A 19,362-nucleotide genomic window follows, 5' to 3' on the forward strand; every position below is an offset into this window, starting at 1 on the left:
ATGGCGGTCGTGGCGAAGTGGTTAACGCACCGGATTGTGATTCCGGCACTCGGGGGTTCAATTCCCCTCGTCCGCCCCATCCAATTATTGGGGTATAGCCAAGCGGTAAGGCAACGGGTTTTGATCCCGTCATGCCCTGGTTCGAATCCAGGTACCCCAGCTTTTGCGGAAGTAGTTCAGTGGTAGAACGCCACCTTGCCAAGGTGGAGGTCGCGGGTTCGAACCCCGTCTTCCGCTCCAAAAGTTATGGCGGCATAGCCAAGTGGTAAGGCATGGGTCTGCAACACCCTTATCACCGGTTCGAGTCCGGTTGCCGCCTCCATCATAATTTGCCGGCGTGGCGGAATTGGCAGACGCGCGGGACTCAAAATCCCGTTCCTTCACGGGAGTGTCGGTTCGACCCCGACCGCCGGTATCATTTAAAAGGGCCTGCCTGCCCTTTATAAACTCCCAGTTTTGATTTACTTCAAAACTGGGAGTTTTTTTGTTGCTCATTTTAAAGAAAAGCCATGTTCTTTATTTCCTGTTAGACGATAGCCGGTGAAAGCAGAATAAAGGCATCCTGGACATTACAAGTACTAAATTTGTTGAACTGTCGTTGTTTTGACAAACGCAATTGCTTGCTACATGAATATAGTTGAAATAAGAAGACTACCTTAAGAAATGCTGTATATCTGAGGATCGCAGCAATAAAGCAGGAGTGATTTGCTTGAGGGGCAGCACATGCAGCCGGTATTGCTTTTTTAGTACATAAAGACGCCTCTAAAGAGTAAAGCCTAAATACCAACTCTGGAAGCTATCCAGCCGTGCTGAGAGAGTTGTGATCAATTGTGGGGAAGTGGCTTAGAGATAGCGCAGGAGTGTTTAAAGCACATACTTTAGAAGAGGGGCTTAACGGAATGTCTTGTGCGCAAGAAAAGGAACTTATAAATTGCTGTGTGGCCTGGTTAAGCATGGCAGCCACCTGTACTCTATTTGTCTCTTATCGCATCGGAGAATCGCGTTAGGTGAATGAGAGCATGCCAGATTATGCCGAAAACAGCTCTGAAAGCATGTGAAAAAGCTAAGCTAACTTTGCTGCTAGTTAGCTCGGCTGGCAGGGGAATTTGAGGGCATTGGGGTCCGGAAAAAGCTGAACGATGCTATTACTGCAAAAGCAAATCCTCTATAAGAGAGTGCTTCTTTAGAAAAAGAGAGACCATTCTTACTGTAGCTGAAGAGCAAGTAATAGTTAAATAGTTACCCTCTCGCAGCATTTAGAGTCAAAATTTCTGGACTTTATTTGAAAAAAGGAGTATGTTATTTTCGTGGAAATTTTCAATATTACAGGATTGTAAATTTTATTAATATAGTATGCAACTGATGTTAAATAGTATATTATATAAAAGCTTAGATTTTATTTTATGAATATAGCGGAGGTAAGAAAATGGCTTTCAAGAAGAAAGATAAGTTTGCAGTTTTGTTGGGTGAAATCGCATTAAATTTAAAAGAAAGTGCTGCTTATTTCGCAGATTACAAATTGCGGGAAATCAGTGATTTAAAAATATTTTCCAACACGATGAAGGATTACGAAACCAAAGGGGACAATTATGTCCATACCATTATCCAGGATTTGAATCAGGCGTTTATTACGCCGATTGAACGTGAAGATATCTTGGCGCTTGCCATGACGATGGATGACGTGCTTGATGGCTTGGACCACACAGCTTCCATGTTTGAAATGTATTCGATTATCAATGCGGATGAGTTCATGCTTGAGTTTGTAGAAGCGATTCGCTTGAGCACGATTGAAATTGAAACAGCTGTAGATTTAATGTCTTCTAAGAAATTGCCTGCCATGAGAGAACATGCGATTAAGATTAAAGATTACGAATCCCAATGTGATGTGACGAGACGCCACGCGATCAAGCACTTATTCCAGACGGAAAAAGATCCAATTCGCATTATTCAATACAAAGAGATATACGAAGAACTTGAAGAAATTGCAGACCATTGCCAAAAGGTAGCAAACACATTCGAATCAATTATTATGAAAAACGCTTAAGGAGCAAGATGACCGATGGATATGGTGCTGCTATTAACAGTTTTAATTGTCGTTTTTGCTGTAGTTTTCGATTTTATCAACGGCTTTCATGATACGGCCAACTCAATCGCCACGGCAGTTTCCACAAAAGCGTTGAAACCCCGCCATGCGATTATGCTGGCGGCCATCATGAACTTTGTTGGAGCTATGGCTTTTACCGGCGTTGCTAAAACAATCACAAAAGATATTGTAGATCCATTTACACTTACAAATGGAACAGTTGTAATTTTGGCAGCTTTATTGGCTGCTATTGTTTGGAACTTGGTTACTTGGTATTACGGCATTCCAAGCAGCTCTTCTCATGCTTTGATTGGCTCGATCGCCGGAGCCGCAATTGCTGCAGCCGGTTTTACCGCTTTGAATTACGGTGGATTTTTAAAGATTCTTCAAGCGTTGATTCTTTCGCCGGTATTGGCTTTTGCAGTCGGGTATATTGTTTACAGCATTTTTAAAGTGGTGTTCAAAAATAATAACCTGACGAAGACGAACCGCAATTTCCGCTTGATCCAGATTGCGACAGCGGCTTTGCAATCTTTTTCGCACGGTACCAACGATGCGCAAAAAGCGATGGGGATTATCACTATGGCTTTGATCGTAAATAACTATCAAAGTTCTGATGATATTCAGTTATGGGTGCAAGTAATCTGTGCTCTTGCCATGGCTCTAGGAACATCGGTCGGCGGCTGGAGAATTATCAAAACCGTTGGCGGCAAGATCATGAAAATCCGCCCGGTTAACGGAGTGGCAGCTGACCTTACAGGAGCGGCAGTCATCTTCGGGGCCACATTCATTCATTTGCCAGTAAGTACAACACATGTAATTTCATCATCCATCATGGGTGTCGGTGCTTCTCACCGTTTGAAAGGCGTTAAATGGGGAACGGCTAAAACGATGCTGATCACGTGGTTGATTACGATGCCAATTTCTGCTTTGTTAGCTGGAGGCATATACTTAGTTCTTAATATTTTTCTTTAAAATAGAAAGTGGGAACCTTGGAAAGCCAAGGTTCCCACTTTTATTAATATTATTGTGAAAAACTATTGGCGTTTTAAATAATATATGTTATATTTATTAATGTCCTTTTGACATGCCGGCGTGGCGGAATTGGCAGACGCGCGGGACTCAAAATCCCGTTCCTTCACGGGAGTGTCGGTTCGACCCCGACCGCCGGTATACTCATCATCGCCATGCCAAGCGATGAAACTAAAAAGCCGATGTTCTGATTTTTTCAGAACATCGGCTTTTTTTATTTGGCAAATTCACAGCTTACGCGCTTGTTCTCCGGTGTGAACATTCCATCGGGGTTCTTTTTGAAGAGCCATGCGTGCAAGTCGTAATGCTGTCCTTTAGAGCCGTCGTGGTTATCCATTGGGCCTTGGAATTTCTCTCTGAATAATACAGGTGTTTTATCTGTTTCTTCTGCTGGCACATACCATTCAGCTGCGACGAGTTTATAGCTGCCGTCTTTGAGTGGCTCATAAACCAAGATTTCCGGTCGTTTGATGTGGAGCTTCGCGTCGTCAGCGCGGCTCGGTTTGATCAAGTGAATTCCCATATTCGGCACACAAGCTCCTGGAACTAATCCGGTAAATCCTTCATCCAATGCAACATCGATGTCCCGGTACTTTTTAAGCGCTCTTTTGCTGATGGTCAGCTCCTTTTTCACGGTGAACTTGTAATCGTGGTCGTCGCCACCGTTGTCGTGATGGTGTGGGTGTGCACTGACTGATGACATGGCAGACAGGCTAAGAAACGCGACCATGATGGCGACGAGAAACTTTTTCATGTTACTTCCTCCTTGATAAATATTTAATATATGTATCAAGAAATTGATATTCAATTCACCTACATTATATACCTGATGATTTGAATTGCAAGACAATTTTATAAAATATTCAGAATATTTTACACGATAATTAAATTCCTTTTTTATGTGAGTTTAACAGAACAAATGGGAGTAAACATAAAGGGGGCTTGGTCAATTGATACGCCAGCCATGTTTCTTTTTGCTATTTAAAGGGTTGAACCGGAGAGAAGTTGAATTAAGAAACTTAAGTGAAAGGGGCTGCGGCAAATGAAAATCGACCGGCTGGATCATCTGGTTTTAACGGTCAGCAATATTGATCGCACTTGTGAATTCTACCACGGGATTTTAGGAATGGACATCCATACATTTGGCGGCAATAGAAAAGCTTTGAAGTTTGGAAACCAAAAAATCAATCTGCATGAAAAAGGCAAAGAATTTGAGCCGAAAGCAAAAACGCCTATGCCCGGCAGTGCGGACCTTTGTTTCATCACGGAAACGCCGCTTCATGAAGTGGCAGGGCATTTGGAGCGCCTCAAAGTTAAAGTCGAAGAAGGGCCAGTCCAAAGAACCGGAGCAACAGGCCCCCTTGCATCTGTCTATATAAGAGATCCGGACGGCAACCTCATCGAGATTTCGAACTACCAGTAAGGCATACGGAAAAAATTGCGGGAGGTCATTGAATGGACTATGACGTAATCATTGTTGGCGTCGGTTCCATGGGAATGGCAGCAGGGGCGGAAAGCTTTACTGCTGATTCGTTGATTGCCACGCCGGGAGCAGCTGCCAGGAAATTGCTTCCTATGATTGGTTTAAGCTTGCCTTTGGAAGAATTAAGGACCTCTTTCTCATGGTTTGAAACGGATGAAAGAATTTATTCTGCCGCAGGTTTTCCTGCCTATCTATTTGAATTGCCGGCTGAAATGTACTATGGTTTTCCGAGCATCAATGGGACAGGCGTAAAAATCGGCAGGCATGATGGAGGGCGTCTTCGCGATATGCAGAAGCCGCCCGAGGCTTTTGGAACTTACGAACAAGATCAACAGGATGTGGCCGGTTTTGCAGAACGCTGCCTGCCGAAAGTAGGGAAACACCATTCGGGCAAGACATGTACCTATACAAACACACCGGACGGAGATTTTATTATCGATCAACATCCGGATTACCCACATATTGTTCTGGCTTGTGGCTTCTCGGGCCACGGATTTAAATTCAACAGTGCGGTTGGGGAAATTTTAAGCGAATTAGTAACAGGAGACCGGGAATCGGTTCTGGATATCCGGCCGTTTTCAATCCATAGATTTGAGAAGTAGCAGAACATTACACTTAACGCGGATTCTGCTCTGTTAAAAGACTAAGCTTTTCCAATAAATACTCGAGCCGCTGAAAATTTTCTTCTCCGATTCTGCGCCTGATTTTCCCTCTTTTCATCACTGGGGCTTCTCTATGTTCGTCAATTAGCAGAAGCACATCGAAGATGAACGGTTCTGGGTATTGCAGAGCAGAAAGAATCGGATAAGCCAAGTACATGGAAACATGCTCATAGCCATAGAAGTTGTCCTGTTCAATAGGCACAGGTTTCCGGACATGGGGCTTGCCAATCCCATGGAGAAGCATTGCCCAGGAAAGAAGAGCGCGTTCTCGGTGGTTCAGGACATCCAGTTGAACCTGTTTAAACAGTTTATAGGAACGGTAAGCGACGGCTTCCATTTCAGGAAGAGTGGTGAGTGCATTTGATTCTTCAAACGATTTGTAGAGGGCGAGGATATCTTCGAATGTGGCGGTTTCAGACCCGATCAGCTGCCGGAGGCTTTGGGCTTGTGAAGAAGTTGCAGAAGGCGTAAACCCGGAAACAAGGGTGATTTTATCCAATTTCTCATCTTTTCTCGGAAACTGCAGAGCCCGGATGTAGCGTTCCAGAATCGCTTCGGGCACCCGTTCCCGGTCATGTCGCATCCGGTTGCGCTGTTTCAGCACTTCAAGTGGTGTGAAGAACAGGACTGCTTCTGTTTCGGCTTCCATTTTCCGAAGGCGATTCAGGAGGCTTTTCCGTCTTGAAGAAGCTATGTTGGTGGCATCGTAAATGACGTCGCGGCCGGCTATGAGGAAAGCGGCGGTCTGCTGGTATAGTTCTTCGAAAACTGTACGGTGGTCAATCGGTTCCACCACATCAAACCTTTCATAGGCAATCCGGTCCGACGACAAGTGAATCCACCCGGGTTCTGTCTCAATGATTTTCGCAGCAAACGTCGATTTTCCGCTGCCTGGAAGGCCAATGAGTATTTTTAGCCGTGCCATCCCAGCACTCCTCTCAACCCGTTTCTCTGTCAAAATACATTGCTTAGTTGTTATAATAACTGAATATTGGATGGATTTAATAGTATAGGGACAGAGGAGGGCATTCATGAAACACATACATAGCGATATCCTGCAGTTTCGGGGGAACCATTATGATTTCGGCTGGATGCAGGGGGAACTATTGAAAGACTCTATTACACTTGAAAACCGCAGAAAGCAATGGAAAGTCAAAAGACCGCGGTTTCAAATCAATGTGGAAGAAACCGCAACTGCCTTTGAACAATTTGCGCCGGGAATTTGGCAGGAGTTGAACGGTTTGCGGGACAGCCTGGATCTGCCGATGGAGGAAGTCTTGCGCGACTTTGGCGGCTACCGGATTGATGCCATGCCTTCAGGGTGTTCAATCGTTACAGGAGAGGACTTCATGGTGCGCAATTACGATTTCCATCCACAGACTTACGAAGGGCGCTTCAGTGTATTTCAGCCGACAGACGGCGGCTATGCCATGATTGGACCGACTTCGCGCATTATTGGGCGGATGGATGGCATGAACGAGAAAGGCCTGGCAATGGGCTATAATTTCACACACCGAAAAAAGCCGGGAGACGGTTTTGTTTGTTACATGATCGGCCGCATCATTTTGGAGACGTGTGCCACCGTGCAAGAAGCCGTAGAGCTGGTAAAAGCGGTTCCTCACAGAGGCTCATTCAGTTACGTCGTAACGGATCTCAGTGGAGAGACTTTTGTAATCGAAGCAAGCCCGAGAGCAGTCGACGTGCGCAAAACGAACGTTTGCACCAATCATTTTGAAATCCAGGCACATGAAAACCGCAACTATTTAAAAGACTCCCATCAGCGACTTGAAACAATTGTGTCTCAACCTAAAGAAACAACCGATGCGTATAAAGCATACCGGCTGTTCAATGACATGGACAAAGGCGTGTTTTCATCAGATTACAAGAGCTGGGCAGGGACCATCCATACTTCTGTTTATTTGCCGAAAGACAAACAAGTCTGGTTTTCGATTGGCGGCAACCAGAAGCCGGCTGTTTTTGATTTCGGGGAGTGGCTGGAGGGGCAAAATTTTGAAGAACAGAAAGTTCATGGTGAAATTGATACAGACATAGGCTTTGCCCATCTGGAAAAGAACTACGCTTATAAATAAGAAAAGCGAAAGCATCTGTTTAGCCCCGACAAGCGCTGGAGGACTTGCTGGAAATGGCGTCCTTTGCCATGGCTGGCAAGGCAGAAGCGGCTCGAGGGGCTAGATGCTGGAGTCTGGACAATAAGAAAAGCGCAAGCATCTGTTTAGCCCCGACAAGTGTTTTGATAACTAAAAAAGGAGTTGTCCCAAATTATTTTGGGGACAACTCCTTTTTTACATTTCCGCCATATGGACAAAGGGCAGATGGGTATCGATTTTTCCGTTGATCCGCTTGGCATACAAGCGTTCTCCCTGGAGCCAGCGGCCGAAATCAAACATCAGCGGCAAGCGGTCCGGACCGATTGCAAAGCCGACTTCCAGGCTATGCGGGAAGTAAGAGGCCGTATGCAAGGTGCCGGAGGCGGTCGTGTATTTCTTTGAGAAGACGCCCTGGTCGGAGTCGTTGAGCAGACGGAACGCGCTGTAGGCATCCGCCATGTTCTGGTAAGCGAGCATGGTTTCTTCCCGGCGGCGTGAATCATCGGTCTGGTAGCGGTTTTCTTCTGTCAGCAATTCAAAGTGATTGGTGGATACCGACGACTCGCGGACGACCACCGAACGCGGTGAAGCTTCCACGACAACCGATTTTCCGGTGCGGTCCAGCAACACATAGCTGAATGACCGGCGGTGCGGAATGTCCTTCAGCAAATCGATGGCTTCTTCAATGGAAGCGCAATTCTCTAAAATCAGCCGGCCGATCATGTTGCAGATAAAGCCGTCTTCCGAATTGCGGCGGTTGATAAAGTTGTAGCCCATCGCCAAGCCTTTTTCATTCAGACCGTCAGTCCGCCCGGTGATCTGCATGGTCGGCCCGATTGTGGCATATCCGCCATCAGTCGGCTGGTACAGCGCAAATCGGCCCTCATAGCCTTGAGGCGCGCTGTCGTAATTGCGGACCATGAAATCGGAGCCGGTGAAGATGGAGCAGCCGCTGCGCACGTATTCCAAATAATAGCCGCCGAACTCGCGGATGGCATCGTGCAGATCCCATTCGAGGCTATCGGCCAGGCCGGTGATTTCCTCCCAAATTTTTGGAGCGAACGATTGAAGCATTTCTGTCGCTTGCTGTTCATTTATCAATAAACTTTTGCTTGATGAATTTCTTTGTTTGCGGCGGTTTGGCAGCAGAATTGAATCTTTCAGCCGCTCGCCTTGCATAAAACCGAAATCATAATGGCTTCCACGGAATTGGATAATATCACTATGCACTCGTTTCACTTGAAGACCTTCTTTTCTCTCGGATTAACAAGATTTTACTGCATCCTGCGCGAAATAGAAAAGAATATGCTTAAGAAGTCAGACGACCTGTATTTCCGCTTCTCCACCGTTGATGCCTGTGAACATATTGGAAGCCGCTGTCAGCAGCTGCAAGGCGGTGTCCTTCTCCATGGAAGGGCGCAGGTAAAAGATATGTAAGGCATTTTTCGTAGCTTCTGTCACAGCGGTCCGTTTGGAATCGACATAAGGGCTGCCGAAGGCGCCTTGTGCGTCTTTTGAAACGAGAATGTTCGTTAAGGTGTTCACCCGGTTATTCAGGCCTTCAAACTGGTCCTGGGAGGTGCCGGTGGCAATCTCCACATCCCCTTCGATTTTGTCCGCATCATATAAGCCGAGCGGTATTTCGTATTGCAGTGATAGAAAGCTGTTCATGTCGACAGCCGAGTGGATGGACTGGAGGTAGTTTTGTTTTTTGATGCGGCGGTACAGTGCTTCTGCAGAGGGGCGATAACGGCTCGGGTCAGCGCCGAGCGCTTTCCAGATCAGCTGCCATTCCAGAAGGCCGGGAAAGTCGGTGAGTTCTTTTTCTTCCAGATCAAAATACAGCTGTTCCTGGAAAAGCTGGAGCCGGCCTTTTAACATTTGAGGTGACTCGGAAACGGTGATATTGTTATAATGAATAGTTCCTATTTTAAAGTCAGGAAGGATTTCAATAATTGATGGATGGATTGACAGTTCCATGGCAATCTTCCTTTCAGATGATGGATTAGGCTTATCGTATCATATAATAAGAATGAGGGGTTACAAGATGAATCTGGATCAATTCCAAAAAGACCTTGTTGCGTATGCCTCGGAAATCGGAATTGATAAAATCGGTTTTGCTTCGGCTGAACCTTTTTATAACCTGCGGCACCGGCTGATCCGCCAGCAGCAATTAAACTACCAATCCGGCTTTGAAGAACCGGATATCGATAAGCGGACGCGCCCCGCTCTTTTGCTGGATGAAGCAGTGAGCATCATCGCCATTGCCATCGCCTACCCTTCCAAAATGAAAGATGCGCCTCAAGGGGTGAAGGGCGCGCGGCGCGGCATCTTTTCGCGCTCTTCGTGGGGGAAAGATTACCATGCCGCGCTTCGTGAGCGCTTGACGCTCTTAGAAGCGTTCATCGCTGCCCATTATCCGGACGCCCGCATGCGTTCCATGGTCGACACAGGCGAGCTGTCCGACCGGGCAGTGGCGGAACGGGCGGGAATCGGCTGGAGTGCAAAGAATACATCGATTATCACGCCGGAGTTTGGTTCGTATGTCTACCTTGGCGAAATGATCACCAATATTCCGTTCCGTTTTGATGAAGCAATGGAAGACCAGTGCGGAGACTGCCGTTTGTGCATCGACGTTTGCCCGACCGGTGCGATTGTGGAAGGCGGCCAGTTGAATGCCCAGCGCTGCATTTCTTTTCTGACGCAGACAAAAGGCTTTCTGCCGGATGAGTTCCGGACGGTGATCGGCAACCGGCTTTATGGCTGTGACACATGCCAGACGGTCTGCCCGAAAAACAAACGCAAAGCCAATGGGATCCATCCGGAATTCGAGCCGGATCCCGAAATTGCAAAACCGCTTTTGGAACCGCTGTTGACGATTTCCAACCGGGAATTCAAGAGCAAGTTCGGTTACGTCTCGGGTTCCTGGAGAGGCAAAAAGCCGATTCAGCGAAATGCCATTTTGGCGTTGGCCCATTTTAAAGAAGAAAGCGCCGTACCGGCATTAATTGAGCTGTTGATAAAAGACGACCGGCCGGTCATCCGGGGGACAGCGGCTTGGGCCCTAGGCAAAATCGGCACAGAAGAAGGGCTGCAAGCGCTCAAACAGGCGCAGCACACTGAGCAGGATGAAGACACACTCGCAGAAATTCAAAAAGGATTGGCATTTTTCGCCGAAGAATTGAAAGGATAAGTGAAAGATTTGGCTATACACATTGTTTTGTACCAACCGCTGATTCCAGCGAATACCGGAAATATTGCACGTTCATGTGCAGGGACGGGAGTGAAGCTCCATTTGATCCGTCCGCTTGGCTTTTCAACAGATGACAAAATGTTGAAGCGTGCCGGTCTGGATTACTGGGAGCATGTCGACTTGAGCTATTACGACTCTTTGCAGGAATTGTTCGACCGGTACAAAGAAGGCGAGTTCTATTACATCACGAAATTTGGCACAAAAACCTATTCGACCTTCGATTTCTCGGACCGGGAAAAAGACCATTTCTTCGTTTTCGGACAGGAAACGAAAGGCTTGCCGAAAGAATTGATTGAACAAAACCTGGACCATTGCCTGCGCATTCCGATGAATGAGCATATCCGTTCACTGAATCTGTCCAATACGGCAGCAATTCTGATGTACGAGGCCCTGCGCCAGCAGGATTTCCCGGATTTAACTTAATTGCAGGCATGAAAAAAGGACAGCCAATGGCTGTCCTTTTGCATTATTTCTTCTCGGTAGTACCTGGTTTGTCATCGAAGCCAGCAGTGAAGATAGCTAACAAGAACGCTACACAAATACCTAGGATTAGGATTAAGTTCATACGTAATGACCTCCTTGAAATTTGCAACTGTGTTTAGTATAGCGTAATCACGGGAAAAATGAAACAGAATGGCGAATTGAAATGTGTAGATTTTCTGTACAAATTTCAATGCGCCTTTCGTAAGTTTTTGGGAATGTTGATAAAAATGAAACCTCTGTGGGTGTCATTCGTATAATAGGTAAATAAGGTTTAAAGAGGTGAAAAGGATGAAAATGAAAATTTCAGTCGCTTTATTATGGATTACCGGTCTTGCAGAAGCAGCGTTGGCTATTCCATTTATAGGAGGGAGTTTCGTCATATCAACAGGCTATACCGCGCTTGGTGTGATGTTTGTGCTCCATGCGATCACCCTGTTCTTCTGCTTCCGTGAATACTCGCCAAAAAGCGGTTCGATTCTCGGGATCATTACCAGCGTCTTGGCATGGATTCCGCTAATCGGTTGGGCGCTTCACTTATTGACCGCTTTTGTGTTGATCGTCTCCGCTATGGTCGCTGGATTTGGAACGCGAGCTAGAATATAAAAAAACCGCCAAACGGCGGTTTTTTCTATTTAATGCGGCGCAATGATGATTTGGATGGTGAACAAGACCGCAAATACATAAAGAATCGGATGGACCGTTTTGGCTTTGCCGATAAAGATTTTCATTAATGGGTATGTGATAAAGCCAAGGGCAATGCCGGTCGCGATGCTGGAAGTCAGCGGCATCATCAGAACGACGAGAAAAGCCGGGAAAGCTTCGTCAAACTTCTCCCATTCAATCTGTTTGACAGAGCCGATCATGAGACTGCCGACAATGATCAGTGCAGGAGCCGTGATGGCTGCCACATTGGAGAGGGCAGAAACGAAAGGCCCGAAAAAAGCGGCAATGATAAACAGGATGGCAACTGTCAGAGAAGTTAAACCTGTACGCCCGCCAGCGGCTACACCGGCTGTCGATTCTACATAGGCAGTCGTTGGGCTGGTGCCGACCATTGCACCGGCTGTCGCTGCAAAAGAATCAGCGAGCAAGGCCTGGCGCATGCGCGGCATATCATTATTCTTCATTAGACCCGCTTGTTTCGCAACGCCGACCATGGTGCCGGTCGTATCAAAGAGCGTAACCAGCAGGAAAGAGAAGACCACACCGTATAATCCATATTCAATAACCAACTGAACGGCTTCGACCGGATTCCAGACGAGAATGCCTTCAGGCAGGGAAGGCAGCTGGAGCAGCGCCCCTTCGAATTTCAATTGGCCCGTAACGAGCGCAATAATGCCGGTTACGATCATGCCGTAGAAAATACCGCCGTGGATATTTAAGGACATAAAAATCAACGTGACTACCAAACCCACCAAAGTCAGTACGACCGGCGGCGAAGTCAAGTCGCCAAGGCCGACTAAGTTGGCTTCATTGGCTACAATTAAATTGCTGAGTCGAAGGCCGATAAAGGCGATAAACAAACCGATGCCGGCAGTAATGGCGTGTTTCAAGTTTTCCGGAATCGCCTGGATCAAAATTTTGCGTAGGCGCGTTAAAGACAAAAGGACAAAAATCAAGCCGGCGATAAACACGGCTGAAAAAGCGGTGACGTAATCAATGGCTCCGTTGGATCCAAGGACCAATGAAGTGAAATAAGCATTCAATCCCATGCCGGGTGCGATGGCAATCGGGTAATTGGCGAACAGCGCCATCCATAAGGTGCCGATTGCGGCAGCGATGATGGTCGCCATAAAGACTTGGTCAAAAGGGACGCCGGCTGCACTTAAAATGACCGGATTGACAATCACAACGTAAGCCATCGTCAAAAAAGTCGTCATGCCGGCAAGAATTTCTGTTTTTACAGTAGTGCCATTTTCTTTTAACTGAAACATGGGTGTTACTCCTCCTAAAACACGAACATTTTAAACAACGTTTACTATATTATTCGCTTTTGTTCAAGAAAGCAAGCGGTTTTTATAAAAAAAGGCCCGGCAGTCGAAATTTTATCGGCTTATTTGTACAATAGGAAAAGAAAGGATGATGAAAATGGATTTAACGATCAATTCAACAAAAACTTTACATAACGGCGTCGAAATGCCGCGCTTTGGCCTTGGCGTCTACAAGATGACCGACAAAGAAGCGGCTGTCGAAGCGATGCTTGCAGCTATAGATGCAGGATACCGCGCCATCGATACGGCCGCGGTTTATCAAAATGAAAACGAAGTGGGCGAAGCCGTAAGGGCTTCACGTGTGAAACGGGAAGAATTGTTCATCACTTCAAAAGTATGGAATACGGACCAGGGCTATGACAATACGCTGCGCGCTTTTGAAGCGTCTCTGGAGCGTCTCGGCTTTGATTACCTGGATTTGTATTTGACCCACTGGGCGATTCCGGATACGTACGAAGAAACGTACCGGGCGATTCAGCGCCTCTATGATGAAAAGCTAGTGCGTTCGATTGGTGTGTCAAATCACCAGCAGCACCATTTGGAGAAAATCCTGGCCAAAGCAAATACAAAGCCGATGGTCAACCAGATTGAACTGCATCCGCAGCTGACACAGGAACCGCTGCGTCAGTTCTGTGCAGAAAATGAGATTGCGGTCACATCCTGGTCGCCGCTTGCACGCGGCCGCCTGCTGCAAGACCCGGTCCTTGCAAAAATCGGGGAAGCGCATGGCAAGTGCATTGCCCAAGTGGTGATCCGCTGGCATCTGCAAAGCGATTTGGTTGTCATTCCGAAATCGGTGACGCCGTCGCGCATTGTGGAAAATGCCGACGTCTACGACTTTGCTTTATCCACTGAAGAAATGAAGATGATCGATGGATTGAATCAGGACTGGCGCGCAGGAACGCATCCGGACCAAATTACGGTATAAAAAGAAAAACCGCCAAATCGTTGGCGGTTTTTTTCGGTTAAATTATTTTACTTACCGGTCTTTATCTTCAACCACAATTTTTTCATGGGTGAACGGATGGATAAACGACATGCGGAAAGCATGGAGGTGGTAGGACCCGTCTTGCGTCAGCGGCCCGTCGTATAGTTCGTCTCCAATAATCGGATGGCCGATATGAGACAGGTGGGCACGGATCTGATGCGTCCGGCCAGTTTCCAAAGTCAAGTGGAGCAAAGATTTGCCTTCCATTTGCTTCAGCACTTTGAAATGGGTGACAGCGCTTTGGCCAGATGGGGAAACGCGTCGGCGCGTCGCATGATGGCGGTCGCGGCCGAGCGGAAAATCGATTGTGCCGGATTTATTGTGGACTTTTCCTTTAACAACAGCCTCGTAATCCCGGACCAATTGCTTTTGCTCGAGCATGCGGTCGAGTACATTTTTGGCAACAGGGTGTTTGGCGACCATCAAGAGGCCGGATGTTCCTTGGTCGAGGCGGTGTACGTGTTCGCCGTAAGTTCCGCCGCTGCGGATAATATGGCCCAGTATGGCATTAATGAATGTATCATTCTGCCCGACTTCATTCGGATGCGTCGCCATGCCTTTTGGTTTTCTCGCGATGATAAAATGGTCGTCCTCAAACAGAATCGGCAGTTCGATGTCGTGGTTCGGTTCATAAGGCGAGCCGGCAGGCGGCAAGTCGAAATGCAGCACCGTTCCTTTTGCCAAGGGCTCTTTCCAGATCACTTCCTGGAACTTGTCGTTCTTGACGCTTTTCGCCATCCGCATTTCGTGGACCACTTTTTTGCCAAGGCCCCATTCTTTTCTCAGCAGTTCTTCAACGGTCATGCCGTCGTCCTGTATTTGGTAACTCCAGGTCATCATTCATTCCTCCATATAAAAGGGCCATGCGCACAGCACATGGCCTCATGTCTATTGTTTTAAAACTACATCGTTAAAGAATTTTTCAATGTTTGCTTTCGGCTGAGATCCCACCCAGCGCGACACTTCTTCGCCATTTTCATAATGGACGAGTGTAGGCGTCGCTTCGATGAAATACTGCTGCCATCCTTGTTCATACTCTAACAGATTGTATTGCAGAACGTCTACATCCATATCTTCAGCGACCGGCATCAAGACAGGTGTAGTTGCCTGGCAATGCGGGCAGGTCGGGCTGAAGAAATAAACCGTAGTCGGTTCGCCGCTAGCAATTTTTTTATCCAGTTCATCCGGCAGGACGATGTTCTGGTAATTCTCATCATCCAGTTGGTCGATCGTTGCCTGGTTCAAATCTTCTGTATCGTATGGGTTATTGGCAAGCTTGCTGTTGTTCGATTGATTGGTCAAAAAGATGATCAGACCGAAAATCAACACAACGGCTGCACCAATAATGATCATTTTCTTCATTTTACTTTTCCTCCTTCAAAGACTTCCACAGGTAGATGCTCATGCCTGCGATTAAAATAAAAGCAGTCAGCGCTAAAAATGGAATGGTGATGAATCCGAGATAATTGATGTACTGGCCCGTGCAAGGCACACGTCCGCATGCCGGAGCAGTATCGGACAGGAAGTCCAGTTTTTGGATTCCATAATGGTAAAGTGAGATGCATCCGCCAATCACTGAGAACACCAGTGTGGTAAGTGCGATTTTAACATTTTTCTGAACATAGGCGATTCCGATGATAATGACGAGCGGGTACATGAAGATCCGCTGGACCCAACACAACACACATGGTTCATATCCCCGGATTTCAGAAAAATACAGTGAACCCATAGTGGCCACAAGTGCCACTCCCCACATGGAAAGCAAAATATTCTCTTGGCGTTTCGACATTGGCAGGTACCTCATTTCAAAATTTACTTCCTTAAAAGTATAATTGTTATATGCAAACAAGTAAATTAATATTATCTTAGGCTTTAATCCTATATAATAAAGTTTGAAACTTTTGTGAAGGAGTGTCTGCAGTGCCAGAACAATTCGATTTATCCGATTTTGAGAAAAGCATGGTCATCCGTGAGATGGCTTATTCTGATATTGATGCCATCCTGGAAATGCAGCGTCTGTGTTTTCCGGGGATGGATCCTTGGAAGGAAGAACAATTGCGCAGCCATCTAGGCGTATTCCCGCAAGGCCAGCTCGTCGCTGAACTGGACGGCAAAGTCATCGGGTCGTGTTCAAGTTTATTGATCAACTTTGACGAGTACGATGACCGCCATACATGGGACGATGTGACCGATGGCGGTTACATCACCAACCATAACCCGGACGGCTATAACATGTACGGGATTGAAGTAATGGTGCACCCGGATTACCGCCGGATGCAAGTAGGGCAGCGCCTGTATGAAGCGAGAAAAGAACTGGCGCGCGAACTGAACTTGAAATCGATCATTCTTGGCGGACGCATTCCGAATTACCATAAACATGCGGATGAAATGTCGCCGAGAGAATATGTGGATTCGGTATCACGCCACAAAATTTACGATCCCGTTTTGACATTCCAATTGATGAACGGCTTCCAATTGATGCGCATCAATCCGAATTACTTGCAGGATGATCTAGCTTCCGGCAAATATGCGACATTAATGGAATGGAACAACGTCGACTACAAGCCGATTTCCAAGCGCCATTTCAAAACAAGCTTGCCGGTGCGGATCTGTGTGGTCCAATATTTGATGCGTGCGATCGAATCGTTTGATGATCTCGCGAACCAAGTGGAATACTTTGTGGATGTGGCGTCAGATGCACATTCCGATTTTGTGGTATTCCCGGAAATTTTCACGACTCAGCTGATGTCTTTCCTGAACGAACCATCACCGAGCCAGGCAGTGCGCAAATTGACGGAATATACGCCGCAGTATATTGAATTGTTTACGGACCTAGCCGTCCGCTACAACGTCAATATTATCGGGGGATCGCATTTTGTAAAAGAAGAAGACGATGAAATCTACAACATTGCGTATTTGTTCCGCCGCGACGGCTCGATTGACAAGCAGTACAAAATCCACATTACGCCAAATGAGCGGAAATGGTGGGGGATTTCAGCAGGGGATTCGGTCCGCGTCTTTGATACGGATTGCGGAAAAATCGCCATCCAGATCTGCTACGATATCGAATTCCCGGAACTGGCGCGCATTGCGACCGATATGGGTGCGAACATCATCTTCTCCCCATTCTGTACAGAAGACCGCCAAGGCTATCTTCGCGTGCGTTACTGTGCACAGGCCCGCGCTGTGGAAAACCAGATCTACACCGTTATTTCCGGAACTGTCGGCAACTTGCCGCAAACGGAAAACATGGACATCCAATACGCCCAGTCCGGCATTTTTGCACCAAGCGATTTTGAATTTGCACGTGACGGCATCGTGGGTGAAACCAACGCCAACCTGGAAATGGTGCTGATTGGGGATGTCGATCTTGAAATCCTTCGCCGCCAGCGCCAAAACGGTACCGTCAAGCAGCTGAAAGACCGCCGCCATGACGTTTACAGCATCAATTACAAAAAAGATTGATTTACAGGCCGCTTCTATAAAAGGAAGCGGTTTTTATTTGTTTTTTTTGGTAAACTAAGTGATATGGAGGGATGTATATGACATGGAAAGAACGTATCAAACGGTGGTTGGAACATGACAATCTCGATGAAAACACAAAACAGGGTTTGATTCTGCTTCAAGAAGATGAGAAGTTGGCGGAAGACGCATTTTATCAAGATTTGGTGTTTGGTACAGGCGGGATGCGGGGGGAAATTGGACCTGGCACAAACCGTATGAATGTCTACACAGTCCGAAAAGCATCGCAAGGAATCGCCCATTACATCAAAGAAAACGGCGAACAGGCCATGGCGCGCGGAATGGTGATTGCCTATGACAGCCGGCGCATGTCCCCGGAGTTTGCGCTGGAAGCGGCCCGTACATTCGCTGCCAACGGCATCCACACGTATTTGTACAGTGGTCCCCGGACGACTCCGCAATTGTCGTTCAGTGTCCGGTATTTGAATGCCTTTATGGGGATTGTCATTACGGCAAGCCATAATCCGCCGGAATACAACGGCTATAAAGTATACGGCGAAGACGGCGCCCAGCTGAATCTGGAAGATGCGGACCGGGTGATCGATTACGTCAGCCGGGTGGAAGATGAACTGAATATCGTCAATAATCAGTACGAAGAAAGCTTGTTGGTCAAAATCGATGAGAAGATGGACCAGGCGTATATCGCGAACGCTTTGACGGTGCAGGAGCAATCGGCTTCACCAATTTCTGCTGTATTTACACCGCTTCACGGCGCTTCAGGCGCTACCGTCAAACGGCTGCTGGACACGGCAGGTTATGACGGCATTACCTACGTCAAAGAACAGATGGAACCGGACGGCGAGTTTCCGACCGTGAAATCGCCGAATCCCGAAGAAGCTTCGGCTTTTGAAATGGCACAGGTTTACGGCAAGGAAAACGAAGCGGATTTGCTGATTGCGGTTGATCCCGACGGCGATCGAGTCGGAATTGCGGTTTGGAGCGGCAGCCATTATGAACTGCTGTCCGGCAACCAGACCGGCGCGATCCTAATCGAGTACGTGCTGCGCCAAAAGCAGAAAAAAGGGACGCTGCCTGAAAATGGCCGTGTTTTCAAAACGATTGTAACTTCAGAGTTTGGCCGCGTAATTGCCGATTCGTACGGTGTCGACTGTGTGGATGTGCTGACCGGCTTTAAATTCATCGGCGAAAAACTGAAAGAAAACGATGTGAAGAAAGAATTTGAGTTTTTATTCGGCTATGAAGAAAGCTACGGCTACTTGATCCGTGATTTTGCACGGGACAAAGATGCGGTGCAAGCCGTCTTGCTGCTTGTAGAAGCGGCTGCCTATTACAAAACGCAGGGCCAAAGCCTGCATGATGTACTCATCGACCTATACGACCGTTTTGGCTGGTACCGGGAAGCGCTAGTTTCGGTGACGAAAAAAGGCGTGGATGGTGCGCGGGAAATCCAACGATTGCTTGCGGGGATGCGCGAAGAGCCGCTCCAAGCGATTGCCGGCATCCCAGTCGTTTCCATCGAAGATTACGAAACGCAAAATCGGATGTTTGTGGACATGAACACCGATGAAAAAATCGAATTGCCGCAAGCGAACGTCATCAAGTATTTCTTGAAAGACGGTTCATGGGTTTGCCTGCGCCCGAGCGGAACGGAGCCGAAAGTGAAATATTATTTTGGAGTCTTCGCCGATACGGAACAGGAAAGCGACGAGAAGCTGGAACTGATTAAAGAATCGTTCCTGGATGAAATGAACAGAAGATGACAAAAGCTCCCTCTACAGGGAGCTTTTTCATTCAAA

General features: G+C 47.2%; 19 protein-coding genes and 6 tRNA genes. 17 read left to right on the top strand and 8 right to left on the bottom strand.

Features of this window, described 5'->3' with window-relative positions; all coding sequences use genetic code 11:
- Positions 1–3: 3 nt before the first annotated feature.
- The 8 genes from BLQ32_RS08895 to BLQ32_RS08930 all read left to right on the top strand — a co-directional run bounded on the left by BLQ32_RS08895 (position 4) and on the right by BLQ32_RS08930 (position 3,256).
- Positions 4–79: transfer RNA gene (locus tag BLQ32_RS08895), tRNA-His, on the top strand.
- A 9-nt stretch (positions 80–88) separates the two neighbouring features.
- Positions 89–160 (top strand) — tRNA-Gln (locus tag BLQ32_RS08900).
- A 5-nt stretch (positions 161–165) separates the two neighbouring features.
- Positions 166–240: transfer RNA gene (locus BLQ32_RS08905), tRNA-Gly, on the top strand.
- An 8-nt stretch (positions 241–248) separates the two neighbouring features.
- Positions 249–322 (top strand) — tRNA-Cys (locus tag BLQ32_RS08910).
- Between the two features lie 9 nt (positions 323–331).
- A tRNA-Leu gene (locus tag BLQ32_RS08915) sits at positions 332–415 on the top strand.
- 1,011 nt (positions 416–1,426) lie between these two features.
- Positions 1,427–2,044 (top strand): DUF47 domain-containing protein, encoded by a 618-nt coding sequence (locus BLQ32_RS08920; RefSeq protein WP_053166649.1) that lies wholly within the window; start codon positions 1,427–1,429, stop codon positions 2,042–2,044.
- 15 nt (positions 2,045–2,059) lie between these two features.
- Positions 2,060–3,058 carry an inorganic phosphate transporter gene (locus BLQ32_RS08925; RefSeq protein ID WP_074510081.1) on the top strand — a complete coding sequence of 333 codons (999 nt, stop codon included), beginning with the start codon at positions 2,060–2,062 and terminating at the stop codon, positions 3,056–3,058.
- Between the two features lie 114 nt (positions 3,059–3,172).
- Positions 3,173–3,256: transfer RNA gene (locus BLQ32_RS08930), tRNA-Leu, on the top strand.
- Positions 3,257–3,329: 73 nt separating this feature from the next.
- On the opposite strand, the gene BLQ32_RS08935 is transcribed toward BLQ32_RS08930, so the two are convergent.
- Positions 3,330–3,869, bottom strand: coding sequence for a hypothetical protein (locus BLQ32_RS08935; RefSeq protein WP_074510082.1), 540 nt, complete (start codon positions 3,867–3,869; stop codon positions 3,330–3,332).
- Between the two features lie 288 nt (positions 3,870–4,157).
- Here BLQ32_RS08935 and BLQ32_RS08940 point away from each other — a divergent pair, with 288 nt between their 5' ends.
- Positions 4,158–4,538, top strand: coding sequence for a VOC family protein (locus tag BLQ32_RS08940; RefSeq protein ID WP_074510083.1), 381 nt, complete (start codon positions 4,158–4,160; stop codon positions 4,536–4,538).
- A 32-nt stretch (positions 4,539–4,570) separates the two neighbouring features.
- A complete protein-coding gene (locus BLQ32_RS08945; RefSeq protein ID WP_074510084.1) occupies positions 4,571–5,200 on the top strand; it encodes an FAD-dependent oxidoreductase in 630 nt (209 codons plus the stop codon).
- A 13-nt stretch (positions 5,201–5,213) separates the two neighbouring features.
- Here BLQ32_RS08945 and BLQ32_RS08950 read toward each other — a convergent pair whose 3' ends face one another.
- A complete protein-coding gene (locus BLQ32_RS08950; RefSeq protein ID WP_074510085.1) occupies positions 5,214–6,185 on the bottom strand; it encodes an ATP-binding protein in 972 nt (323 codons plus the stop codon).
- A gap of 106 nt (positions 6,186–6,291) precedes the next feature.
- On the opposite strand from BLQ32_RS08950, the gene BLQ32_RS08955 reads away from it, so the two are divergent.
- Complete coding sequence (locus BLQ32_RS08955; RefSeq protein WP_074510086.1) at positions 6,292–7,350, top strand: C45 family autoproteolytic acyltransferase/hydrolase; 1,059 nt, start codon at positions 6,292–6,294, stop codon at positions 7,348–7,350.
- A 213-nt stretch (positions 7,351–7,563) separates the two neighbouring features.
- Here BLQ32_RS08955 and BLQ32_RS08960 read toward each other — a convergent pair whose 3' ends face one another.
- Positions 7,564–8,607 (bottom strand): C45 family autoproteolytic acyltransferase/hydrolase, encoded by a 1,044-nt coding sequence (locus BLQ32_RS08960; RefSeq protein ID WP_074510087.1) that lies wholly within the window; start codon positions 8,605–8,607, stop codon positions 7,564–7,566.
- Between the two features lie 78 nt (positions 8,608–8,685).
- Positions 8,686–9,348: a B3/B4 domain-containing protein gene (locus BLQ32_RS08965; protein ID WP_074510088.1), complete on the bottom strand. Its 663-nt coding sequence runs from the start codon at positions 9,346–9,348 to the stop codon at positions 8,686–8,688.
- Positions 9,349–9,415: 67 nt separating this feature from the next.
- Here BLQ32_RS08965 and queG point away from each other — a divergent pair, with 67 nt between their 5' ends.
- The 3 genes from queG (at position 9,416) to BLQ32_RS08980 (ending at position 11,707) form a co-directional block, all read left to right on the top strand.
- Positions 9,416–10,561, top strand: a complete 1,146-nt coding sequence (queG, locus tag BLQ32_RS08970; RefSeq protein ID WP_074510089.1) for a tRNA epoxyqueuosine(34) reductase QueG — start codon at positions 9,416–9,418, stop codon at positions 10,559–10,561.
- Between the two features lie 9 nt (positions 10,562–10,570).
- Positions 10,571–11,044 carry a tRNA (uridine(34)/cytosine(34)/5-carboxymethylaminomethyluridine(34)-2'-O)-methyltransferase TrmL gene (gene trmL, locus BLQ32_RS08975; protein ID WP_036807855.1) on the top strand — a complete coding sequence of 158 codons (474 nt, stop codon included), beginning with the start codon at positions 10,571–10,573 and terminating at the stop codon, positions 11,042–11,044.
- A 354-nt stretch (positions 11,045–11,398) separates the two neighbouring features.
- On the top strand, positions 11,399–11,707 hold the full coding sequence (locus BLQ32_RS08980) for a hypothetical protein (protein WP_036807857.1): 309 nt from the start codon (positions 11,399–11,401) through the stop codon (positions 11,705–11,707).
- Between the two features lie 29 nt (positions 11,708–11,736).
- Here the strand turns inward: BLQ32_RS08980 and BLQ32_RS08985 are convergent, their stop codons facing one another.
- Positions 11,737–13,038 (bottom strand): NCS2 family permease, encoded by a 1,302-nt coding sequence (locus BLQ32_RS08985; RefSeq protein ID WP_036807847.1) that lies wholly within the window; start codon positions 13,036–13,038, stop codon positions 11,737–11,739.
- A gap of 154 nt (positions 13,039–13,192) precedes the next feature.
- On the opposite strand from BLQ32_RS08985, the gene BLQ32_RS08990 reads away from it, so the two are divergent.
- Positions 13,193–14,023 carry an aldo/keto reductase gene (locus BLQ32_RS08990; RefSeq protein WP_074510193.1) on the top strand — a complete coding sequence of 277 codons (831 nt, stop codon included), beginning with the start codon at positions 13,193–13,195 and terminating at the stop codon, positions 14,021–14,023.
- Positions 14,024–14,074: 51 nt separating this feature from the next.
- On the opposite strand, the gene BLQ32_RS08995 is transcribed toward BLQ32_RS08990, so the two are convergent.
- The 3 genes from BLQ32_RS08995 to BLQ32_RS09005 are packed head-to-tail and all read right to left on the bottom strand — an operon-like array spanning position 14,075 to position 15,872.
- On the bottom strand, positions 14,075–14,920 hold the full coding sequence (locus tag BLQ32_RS08995) for an RluA family pseudouridine synthase (protein WP_074510090.1): 846 nt from the start codon (positions 14,918–14,920) through the stop codon (positions 14,075–14,077).
- Between the two features lie 51 nt (positions 14,921–14,971).
- On the bottom strand, positions 14,972–15,445 hold the full coding sequence (locus tag BLQ32_RS09000; protein ID WP_074510091.1) for a thioredoxin family protein: 474 nt from the start codon (positions 15,443–15,445) through the stop codon (positions 14,972–14,974).
- Position 15,446: 1 nt separating this feature from the next.
- Complete coding sequence (locus BLQ32_RS09005; RefSeq protein ID WP_074510092.1) at positions 15,447–15,872, bottom strand: disulfide formation protein C; 426 nt, start codon at positions 15,870–15,872, stop codon at positions 15,447–15,449.
- Between the two features lie 131 nt (positions 15,873–16,003).
- Between BLQ32_RS09005 and BLQ32_RS09010 the strand changes: the two genes are divergently transcribed.
- Together BLQ32_RS09010 and BLQ32_RS09015 are read left to right on the top strand one after the other, a co-directional pair.
- Positions 16,004–17,548, top strand: a complete 1,545-nt coding sequence (locus BLQ32_RS09010; protein ID WP_074510093.1) for a carbon-nitrogen hydrolase family protein — start codon at positions 16,004–16,006, stop codon at positions 17,546–17,548.
- Positions 17,549–17,625: 77 nt separating this feature from the next.
- Positions 17,626–19,326, top strand: a complete 1,701-nt coding sequence (locus BLQ32_RS09015; protein ID WP_074510094.1) for a phospho-sugar mutase — start codon at positions 17,626–17,628, stop codon at positions 19,324–19,326.
- Positions 19,327–19,362: the final 36 nt, after the last annotated feature.

The sequence above is a fragment of the Planococcus glaciei genome (genome assembly GCF_900099655.1).
GTDB lineage: Bacteria > Bacillota > Bacilli > Bacillales_A > Planococcaceae > Planococcus > Planococcus glaciei.